Source organism: Xanthomarina arctica, assembly GCF_014638915.1.
GTDB lineage: Bacteria > Bacteroidota > Bacteroidia > Flavobacteriales > Flavobacteriaceae > Xanthomarina > Xanthomarina arctica.
Genome location: NZ_BMFQ01000002.1, coordinates 1,084,790 through 1,093,366 on the forward strand (window position 1 = coordinate 1,084,790; position 8,577 = coordinate 1,093,366).

Annotated in this window: 10 protein-coding genes; 8 read left to right on the plus strand and 2 right to left on the minus strand. The window is 32.1% G+C overall.

Annotation, left to right across the window (positions count from 1 at the left end; translation table 11 throughout):
- Nucleotides 1-46 precede the first annotated feature (46 nt).
- The 5 genes from IEV77_RS11255 to IEV77_RS11275 all read left to right on the plus strand — a co-directional run bounded on the left by IEV77_RS11255 (nt 47) and on the right by IEV77_RS11275 (nt 3,194).
- The gene (locus IEV77_RS11255; RefSeq protein WP_188464773.1) at nt 47-964 is read left to right on the plus strand and encodes an ABC transporter permease; all 918 of its coding nucleotides are present in this window, start codon (nt 47-49) and stop codon (nt 962-964) included.
- A complete protein-coding gene (locus tag IEV77_RS11260; RefSeq protein ID WP_188464775.1) occupies nt 961-1,641 on the plus strand; it encodes an ABC transporter ATP-binding protein in 681 nt (226 codons plus the stop codon). The genes IEV77_RS11255 and IEV77_RS11260 overlap by 4 nt, the downstream gene beginning before the upstream one ends.
- 194 nt (nt 1,642-1,835) lie before the next feature.
- On the plus strand, nt 1,836-2,219 hold the full coding sequence (locus IEV77_RS11265; protein WP_188464777.1) for an FEKKY domain-containing protein: 384 nt from the start codon (nt 1,836-1,838) through the stop codon (nt 2,217-2,219).
- Between the two features lie 120 nt (nt 2,220-2,339).
- Nucleotides 2,340-2,597: a hypothetical protein gene (locus IEV77_RS11270; RefSeq protein ID WP_188464779.1), complete on the plus strand. Its 258-nt coding sequence runs from the start codon at nt 2,340-2,342 to the stop codon at nt 2,595-2,597.
- A gap of 174 nt (nt 2,598-2,771) precedes the next feature.
- On the plus strand, nt 2,772-3,194 hold the full coding sequence (locus IEV77_RS11275; protein WP_188464781.1) for a BLUF domain-containing protein: 423 nt from the start codon (nt 2,772-2,774) through the stop codon (nt 3,192-3,194).
- A gap of 159 nt (nt 3,195-3,353) precedes the next feature.
- Here IEV77_RS11275 and IEV77_RS11280 read toward each other — a convergent pair whose 3' ends face one another.
- Nucleotides 3,354-4,586, minus strand: a complete 1,233-nt coding sequence (locus IEV77_RS11280) for a DcaP family trimeric outer membrane transporter (protein ID WP_188464783.1) — start codon at nt 4,584-4,586, stop codon at nt 3,354-3,356.
- A 412-nt stretch (nt 4,587-4,998) separates the two neighbouring features.
- Between IEV77_RS11280 and IEV77_RS11285 the strand changes: the two genes are divergently transcribed.
- Both IEV77_RS11285 and IEV77_RS11290 read left to right on the plus strand, forming a co-directional pair.
- Entirely contained in the window at nt 4,999-5,922 is a 924-nt protein-coding gene (locus IEV77_RS11285) for an alpha/beta fold hydrolase (protein WP_229736654.1), read from the plus strand.
- 430 nt (nt 5,923-6,352) lie between these two features.
- Nucleotides 6,353-6,643, plus strand: coding sequence for a helix-turn-helix domain-containing protein (locus IEV77_RS11290; RefSeq protein ID WP_188464787.1), 291 nt, complete (start codon nt 6,353-6,355; stop codon nt 6,641-6,643).
- 78 nt (nt 6,644-6,721) lie between these two features.
- On the opposite strand, the gene IEV77_RS11295 is transcribed toward IEV77_RS11290, so the two are convergent.
- Complete coding sequence (locus IEV77_RS11295) at nt 6,722-7,366, minus strand: DUF6266 family protein (RefSeq protein WP_188464789.1); 645 nt, start codon at nt 7,364-7,366, stop codon at nt 6,722-6,724.
- Nucleotides 7,367-7,911: 545 nt separating this feature from the next.
- Between IEV77_RS11295 and IEV77_RS11300 the strand changes: the two genes are divergently transcribed.
- A complete protein-coding gene (locus IEV77_RS11300) occupies nt 7,912-8,457 on the plus strand; it encodes a hypothetical protein (RefSeq protein ID WP_188464791.1) in 546 nt (181 codons plus the stop codon).
- Nucleotides 8,458-8,577 lie beyond the last annotated feature (120 nt).

The following is an 8,577-nucleotide window of genomic DNA, read 5'->3' on the forward strand; positions in this document are numbered from 1 at the left end:
AACTTAATCACGCTATAAAACCGCAAATACACCCATTAAACTTTAAATGAAAACATACTTCGAACTTCAATTTAAAATGTTTAATAGAAATATTATTGCTTTCGGACTCCCTCTTTTAATTGCTTATACACTAATACCAAGTGTTTTTATAATTATTTCTAATTATCTATTCTCAAAAACCGAATTTGCTAGCTATTTATATATTTTTGTTGCACTGGGTTTTATTTCGAAATCAAGTGAACCTAAAAGAAATGATTTCCTCAAGTCCATCTATAATAAAATGGATTATTTCAAATTAAGAGCCGTAGAGAATCTTATTTACAGCCTACCTTTCCTGATTTTTTTAGCATATAAAGGGTTATATCTATATATAATTGCCCTTAGTATCTTGGCTATTTCTATGACGGTTTTTAATTTCAACACCAATTTAAACATCACCATTCCAACCCCCTTTGGCAAAAAACCTTTTGAATTTACAGTTGGTTTTAGAAAAACATTTTTCATTTTCCCAATGGCTTACTTTTTAACCTATATTTCTATTGAAGTTGGAAATTTTAATCTTGGTGTATTTTCAATGGTTATGATTGGCATTACTTGTATGTCTTATTATTCCAAAATAGAAAATGAATATTTTGTTTGGAGTTACAATGTATCATCAAAAGAATTCTTATCAGAAAAAGTAAAAACAGGTTTATTAAATTTCTCGCTTTTATCTTTACCATCACTTATGGCCTTAGGTATTTTCTTTTTTAATGAGATTGGCATTTTATTGATAGTACTTTTTACCTGCTACCTCTATTTAGTTACTATCATTTTTGCAAAATACGCCTCGTTTCCAAAAGAAATGAATATATCTCAAGGCATCTTAATTGCAGGTAGCTTATTATTTCCGCCAATTCTATTGTTTATTGCACCCTTCTTTTATTCGCAATCTATAAAACGTTTAAACTCTCTTTTAGAATGATTAAAATAACAAACCTATCAAAATTTTATGGCAAAAATCAGGTCCTAAACGCCATTGATCTAGAATTCGAAAAAGGAAAAGTCTACGGCATTGTTGGCGAAAACGGAGCAGGAAAAACAACCTTATTTAGGTGTATTTCTGGCTTAGAAACTTATAAAGGAGACATACAATCTGACTTTAAAAAACTAAAAGACCACCTCGGACTTTTGTTAACAGAACCTTTCTTTTTTTCTAAAATTACAGGAAAAGAATACATACAACTCCTTGCTAATGCTAGAAGCATAGAAATAACAGATATGGAAAAGGGAAACATATTCGATTTACCTTTAGAGCAATATGCTTCAACCTACTCTACAGGAATGAAAAAGAAACTGGCATTAACGGCCATCTTATTACAGGAAAATAAGGTGTTTATTCTGGATGAGCCCTTTAATGGAGTGGATATACAAAGCAATCTCATTATTTCTAGAATTATATCAAAACTGAAAGACCTAGATAAAACAGTGATTATTTCTTCGCACATATTTTCAACATTAGCGGAAACTTGCGATGAGATTTTTTTAATGAAAGACGGTGAGATTATTAGAAAAGTAAAACAAGCCGATTTCAACAAACTAGAAACAGAAATGAAGGCCTTTACCATTGGAAACCGAATTGACATGCTTGATTTAAAATAACAAAGTTTGGTTTTTAATTGTTTTATATTTAGTGTTTATATAGCATATCTGTTTGTAATTAAAAAAACGTCAAATCGGAATTCGAAGTTGGAGCATTATAATATTTCAAAGAAAAAAAGACTGAGTTCCGTGCACAACCAAAGCAAAAAAACACAGGCTTTCTTCCAGTTTTCGTATCTAATACAATTTGAGTCATGAATAAAAAAACAATACTATTTAGTGGAGTTACCATGATTCTCCTTGTTATTGGTTTATGGTATTTTGGTTTTTTTAATCGCTTTAATTATCTAACAGCAAAAAACGATATTGCTAAGAACACACCTCAAAAAATATGGATTGGCGAATTAATTATTTCACCAAGGGACATGAATAAAATAAGTGCCAAGTACGGATTTGAAAATATCGGATTTGGATGCGTAGTTAGTACAACAGAATTAAACGGAATTGAAATTTACAATGCTCAAATAGAAAAATATCTAACAAAAATAAATGGAACTGCCTGGAAATCAAATTACATAAAAGAACTGGACTCACTCACCAAATTAAAACAACAGGAGTGGAAAGATAAATTTAATTAGAAACTTCATTCCACAACCTATAAAAAATACTACCTTTAAAATCGTGAATAATTATTTTTAAGCTCACACCTATTTTTCAGATTCAATAAATTAAAGAAACCCCTTAAAACAATATTACAAATGAGAAAAACCTACGCCTTATTAATTTCTCTTGCCTTTTTAACCTCTTGTTCAAGTGATGACGATAGCATTGATGTTTGCTCAGAGCAAGTATGGGTAGTGATTGAAGCTTGTGGAGAAACATGTTTTTATTCTGTAGAATATGGCCCTGATGAGAACAACACTACAACAATCGACACCAATGAAGCCACTTTCGATTACTATTTGGCAATTATGAATGATGACAACGAATTAAACTGTTGGGAAGGAGAAAAATAAAAGGTTTTATTAACGTTACAGAAAAGGTATCAACATTTAAAATGTAACTCGAGATAAGAATCATGTTTGTTGGCTACAAAATCAATAAAAGCGGCTAACTTACTAATTTTACATGGTTTTGTTGATGCTTCAAAAACCTCTTTTTAGTGTCATCCCAATCAAATAAACTAATACATGTATCAACTAAATTATCATTCTATATCAAGGCCTGGCCTAAACCTTAAAGATTTAGACGATATTCTTGAAACTGCTAATATTGAGAATTCAAAGAGAAACATTTCCGGTTGTCTTATCTACCACAACAACAGGTTTGTCCAAATTCTTGAAGGCAAGAAAAAGGATGTGCTCGAAGTTTTTGAAAAGATTAAAACGGATAAACGACATCATACAGTTACGCTCCTTTGGGAAAATCAGGTGGACAAAAGGTTCTTTTCAGAATGGCATATGGCATATTACCGCCCAGACGATGAAAACCTCAAACTATTCTTGAACAACTTGTTATTACTTTCGGAACTTTCTGATAGATCCTCGAGTTCTTTAATGAGCTTTTGGTCAACTGTCCGTGAAATATTAGGAGGAGGAGTCAAAATAAGCTAATCCAAATAAAAATTCAATTAATTATCAAACGTTTTTTTTTTGGACATTCATAAAGAAACCAACCATTACATGAAAGCCAGCTAGAAGCAAAACACGGAAAAGTTAGTGTAAGTAGTTATTGTGTTAAGTTTAAAACCTTCATCTCATTAGTTTCCAATTTTAGAAATAAAACATAAAGCCAAAACTAATTCGCATGGCATCACGTTTTTGGTTTAAAGCTACAAATTGATTATTAACTTCTCCATTCGCTTCTAATTGCTTTACCCCATAATCTAACTCCAGTCCAAAAGTCATACGCTCAAAAGCTTCATACATTACATTTACAATTCCATAATAATGGGTATGAACAACATCTCCTGCCGAATATATTTCAGGGTTATCCAAACCATCAACTAGAATATAGCGTTTTACATTATCCAAATTAAAATCTGTGTATCCAAAAACAACATTACTATGCCATTTTTTTGAGAAAAAATATTCGTAAGACATCCAGCCACCAATGGCAGGAGTTGCATTAAAATTATCATTAACTGTTGGATAGCCATCATAACCAAAACCAGCAATTGTTGTCAAATAAGCCGTAATTCCTTTCCCTCCGGTAAACTGAAATTGAAAATTATTGAGATTTTTCTTATAAATTCCACTTAAAGCAACACCATAACCTGCAAAGCTACTATTCTCATCATCCAACTTGTAATTAATTTTTCGCAATAAAGACACAAACCTAATATGTCCCCAATCTTTTTTATAAGATAAAGCCGCAGTAACATCTGGCGTATTTTGATACGTTTCTTCTACTAATGGTTCTAATTCACCATAGCGAACATAGTCGGTAATTGGCGCTTCCAAACTAAAGGAATACTCCCATTTATTATTTTTAAATTGGTTGGTATATTTTATATGAGGCGACCTTACCCAAACTCCAGAAGGCGGTCCCTCCCATTCCATAATATTTGGCCATATATCTTCATCTCCAAAATTATTCCAGTTCTGACCAATTTGCCAATGGTTTGTTTCTACATAAGCCTTACGCAACCTTAAATGACCATTTCCTCCCCAAAAATCCACTTCCACAATAGCCAAAACAGATGTGCCATTGTCGCGAATATAGACCGTGTTCCATTGTATTTGAGACTGATACATATCCACATTTAAACTACTAGTATCATCGGTTCCAAACACATTAATAGCACCAACATTAAAGGTTTCGCTTTCTTGTAAACCTCCAAACACATTGTAGTATCCATTTAGTTTTAAATTGGCTCCCAAACTGGTTATAAATTGCGGTTTATTATCTATGGAGTCTTTAGAGCTAAGTGTTAGAAAGCGCTCCTGCCCAAAGGATAAAAAGGATGTAGTAAAGATGAAACAAACAATAAATAAAATTTTCATTCGGCTGGTTTATATGTTAAATGTAAATCTTATATATAAAAAAACAACTACTAGGCATTTAATAATATTTTAAAATCTGTTTTTTACTTGTATCCTAGTTTAGTTACCTAATCAAAATTATTACCCAACTTACTAACTAACAACTACTTGTTAACAAAAAAAAAAGTATATAGCACAAGCTACAAATTCTTAAAAATTTCATCTTAGAGTATTACACAAAAATATGTTATTTTCAAAAAAGGAAGTCTGTTCTTTAAAACCCTCAAAAACCTAACACAGCACATCTCCCCTTTTATTTATGAACCATGTGGACAAAGTATGGCCAAATATTTAGGATACCATGACTCATTTTAACTACTTTAGTGGCTATATAATATGGAAATTGACTTGCACTATTATGAGTAATACCAAAATGAAAAAGAAATATATAATTATAGGAATCCTTATAATTGGCATAGCAGTACTATACCTAATCCCGATAACAAAGGGTGATTTTTTTGAGAAATATAATAAAAACGATGACGTTTCTCAATTATTAAAAGAATTCTATAAAAAGCCTACAAAAACTATTAGCGTGAATGGTTTAGATTGGACTTATTATACTAGTGGCAAAGGCTCTAATACGATTCTATTTATACATGGAATGGGAGGAGCATATGATTTATGGTGGCAACAGCTAGCTTTATTTGAAAAAGATTATAAGGTAATTAGCTTTTCTCTTCCTGATGCCATTACTAATTTAGAAGATACACGAAAAGGGATAGAAGGCATTTTAGCTAATGAGGATGTGAACCGTTTTAATGTTGTAGGAACTTCAATGGGTGGATATATTGCGCAATATCTTGTTAAAACCATGCCTAACAGAGTTAAAAAAGCCGTTTTTGGAAACACATTTCCGCCTAATGATGAAATAGCCAAAGAAAATCAAACAAAAAATAACATTATTCCATTGTTACCTGAAATTCTAATTGGGTATTTTAGAGATAAATCATTAAAAGAAAAATTACTTCCTGCAGCAAATAACAACCCTGTATTAACTGCATTTTTGCCTTCTTTACCCTTTACTAAAAAACAATTCATCAATCGGTATTATGTGGTTATAGACCCTTTCACCATAAACCCTAATAGCAGTCTTATTAAACAAATTCCAAAACTAATAATAGAGTCGGATAATGACCCGTTAATAAGTTTAAACCTGCAAAAGGAATTAAAAGAATTATATCCTAACGCAGAGGTATTTACATTTCACAATGAAGGACATTTTCCATATATAAATGCTGCTGATGCCTATAACCAAACCCTAAAACAATTTTTTGATAACACAAATATGCCTTAAATAAGTCAATTTTATTTTAAAAGCCACAATAGATATAAATCATGGGTATAAAAATCATGTACCATAGATCTTAGCTACGGTATTATAAAATAAGAAAGGAGAAATGGATATGCAAAAAAAAAGCCTCTTTAGCTATTATAACTTGGGCATTTAAAACAGAGATAGTAAAAGAAATTACCACACAATGTACCCTAATGCATATGGGTTCTATCTACCTACTTAAAGAATTGAATTTTACTCTAATAAAAACAGATCAAGACATGATATTTTGGTCTTAAAAAAACTAAAGCTTGATAACCATTTTCATTTTTAATAATTGAGACTTCAGTTTTCCTTTTCAAGAACAACCTATTAAAAAAAAACTTATCTTAGCTTAGCTACATTTTAAGATAGTTTCTCCCTAAGTATCTATCAAAAAAAATCAGGTGATATGAAAGCAGATAACTCCGTAGTTTTAAAGCGTCAAAAACTCAATAAAGACCAGTATCCTTTTCTTATAAACAGCGCAGACGAAGAATGGCTTAACGTTCAAGAACTCATGGTTTATTTTAAAATGAGCCGTAGAAGTATTAATCGGTTAGTAAAAACAAACAAAATTCCTTGTACTAAATTGGGAGGAACATTATTGTTTCCGAAGAAATTAATGAACAAAATCATGCTTCAAAGAGCCCTAATGCAAATGAACACATCCAGTCTGGATTTTGATGATTCAGAATTGTAATTTATTGGTGGTTGGTTTAAGATATTTAAAGGCAATAAAAAACCCTTCTCTGCAAAAAGAGAAGGGTTTTAAAAGATACTACAACACAGTAACGGCGCCTAAGTAACTACTTATGGCAGCATCTTTCTTGTTTGCGGTAACAAAACTACCCCAAGATTCCACTTCAAGCCCAGCCAAATAACCAGGCAAGGTAATTTGTGCTACGCCTAGATCTCTGGTAGCAATAGCGTCATAAACCTGAAATAAATTTAAATCGGCTGAAAACACAACCACCAACAAGGTATCTGTAGCAGTGGCGTTACCCTGTCCGCTATTATCCACCCAACTAATGTTTAGCACTTGGTTGGCAGCCGTGGCTAAAATAGGATTATCCAAACCACGCAAATCGCCTTTGCTAATTAAAACCTTGAAATAGTTAATAACAAACTCCCCTAATGGAAGCGCAGTTAATGCTTCGGTAAGGTGGTAAGACGTAGCTAGGTTGTACCTAGACTTGTCGCCTTGTTTCTTTCCAAAATAAGCGCTTAACACACTTTTAATTGGATTTAAAAATGCAACAACCGTTTTAAAACGTTCGCGTTGTAGCAATTGTTCTTCCGTAGCTGTGTAATTCCCTCTTTGAGGTAAACTACGCATCACGTTTTTGCCTCTCCATCGGGAACCGACAATGTTCCCTACTTTTCCTGAGAAGCCACCTAAAATGCCTTTTTCAAAAGTCGCCATAATAATTAAATTTAGATATTAATATGCCACTAAAGTATTATCTAATTATCTACAAAACAAACACATAGCCACTATTGGCGCAGAATGATTGCTATTGGCACACATTGGCTAAAAGAGGTTGTATTTAACGCAAATTAGCACCTAATAAAAGAATTGGCACAACTTGTCCACATGAGTCTAACATTGGCACTACTTGCCATAAAAACCTTGTTTTTGGGTGGTTTTGTTCGAGACTTGTTCGAGACTTGTTCGAGAATAGATTTTAAAAATTCGATTTTTTAGGAAGATTCTCGAAGGAATCTCGATGGGTATAAAAAAACACTTTGCAAGGCTGTAAAAATAGATTACTTTAGTGCTGAACTTAAAAACTGGATATAGACAATTGTCTATATCCTATTGTTGGAAGAGAATTCCTCCGTCATTCTCTTCCAACGTCCAGGGCTAAGCTCCGAAGAGACTGCCAAAGGCACTCTCTCCAACAATGGCTAAACGCCATTGAAACGGAGCTTAGCCCTGGACGTTGGCAATAATTAAAAACCGAACTTATGAAACTACTTATTTACATCTATTTTATTAGCTTGTTTCAAATAAATTGTAAAACTGACAATAAGAAAATTAATGAATCGGAAACTTTAGATAAGAATGGAATAGAATGTACAGAAAAAGGTTGCAATGGGAAATATATAGGTTCTGAATTTATAAACGGAAAAGATATTGCACATCAATTCTCGAATAAAATGAGTAATTCTGTTGGAAAAAAGCTAAAAGAACTCTATCACAAAAAGAATTATAAAAAAGTAGACTTTACTGAAATTGAAATGAGAACTCAAGGAATGGGAAGTGGAAAAGTTATTTATACCCTTTTTATTCCTTTTAAATCCGTTGACTCAAAATGTGAAGCTTATACTTCCTTTGACCACGTTGGAGGCTGGAATCATAAACCATCATTGGAAAGAAGAAAAAAAGAACTTCAAAATGTTACATTGAAAGGACACGAATTAAATATTAGTAATCTAAAAAAAACACCTGAAGGATTACAAGAATATTGGATTCAATGGAAAAATAAAGAAATACAATCAGATTGTGAATAAAAAACTATTGCCAACAAAGTACTGTGCTAAAAAACAAGTAAAATTCTATTATTTTTTTACTAAAGTACTTCTGTAAGTTTCGTCAAATATTAGTCCTGATTTAGCAATGGCAAAAGCCTG

What these genes read in the sequence shown, in the direction of transcription:
- IEV77_RS11260 (WP_188464775.1), top strand. Translation starts at nt 961, where the DNA reads ATGATTAAAATAACAAACCTATCAAAATTTTATGGCAAAAATCAGGTC.
- IEV77_RS11255 (WP_188464773.1), top strand. Translation starts at nt 47, where the DNA reads ATGAAAACATACTTCGAACTTCAATTTAAAATGTTTAATAGAAATATT.
- IEV77_RS11275 (WP_188464781.1), top strand. Translation starts at nt 2,772, where the DNA reads ATGTATCAACTAAATTATCATTCTATATCAAGGCCTGGCCTAAACCTT.
- IEV77_RS11300 (WP_188464791.1), top strand. Translation starts at nt 7,912, where the DNA reads ATGAAACTACTTATTTACATCTATTTTATTAGCTTGTTTCAAATAAAT.
- IEV77_RS11265 (WP_188464777.1), top strand. Translation starts at nt 1,836, where the DNA reads ATGAATAAAAAAACAATACTATTTAGTGGAGTTACCATGATTCTCCTT.
- IEV77_RS11290 (WP_188464787.1), top strand. Translation starts at nt 6,353, where the DNA reads ATGAAAGCAGATAACTCCGTAGTTTTAAAGCGTCAAAAACTCAATAAA.
- IEV77_RS11270 (WP_188464779.1), top strand. Translation starts at nt 2,340, where the DNA reads ATGAGAAAAACCTACGCCTTATTAATTTCTCTTGCCTTTTTAACCTCT.
- IEV77_RS11285 (WP_229736654.1), top strand. Translation starts at nt 4,999, where the DNA reads ATGAAAAAGAAATATATAATTATAGGAATCCTTATAATTGGCATAGCA.
- IEV77_RS11280 (WP_188464783.1), bottom strand. Translation starts at nt 4,586, where the DNA reads ATGAAAATTTTATTTATTGTTTGTTTCATCTTTACTACATCCTTTTTA.
- IEV77_RS11295 (WP_188464789.1), bottom strand. Translation starts at nt 7,366, where the DNA reads ATGGCGACTTTTGAAAAAGGCATTTTAGGTGGCTTCTCAGGAAAAGTA.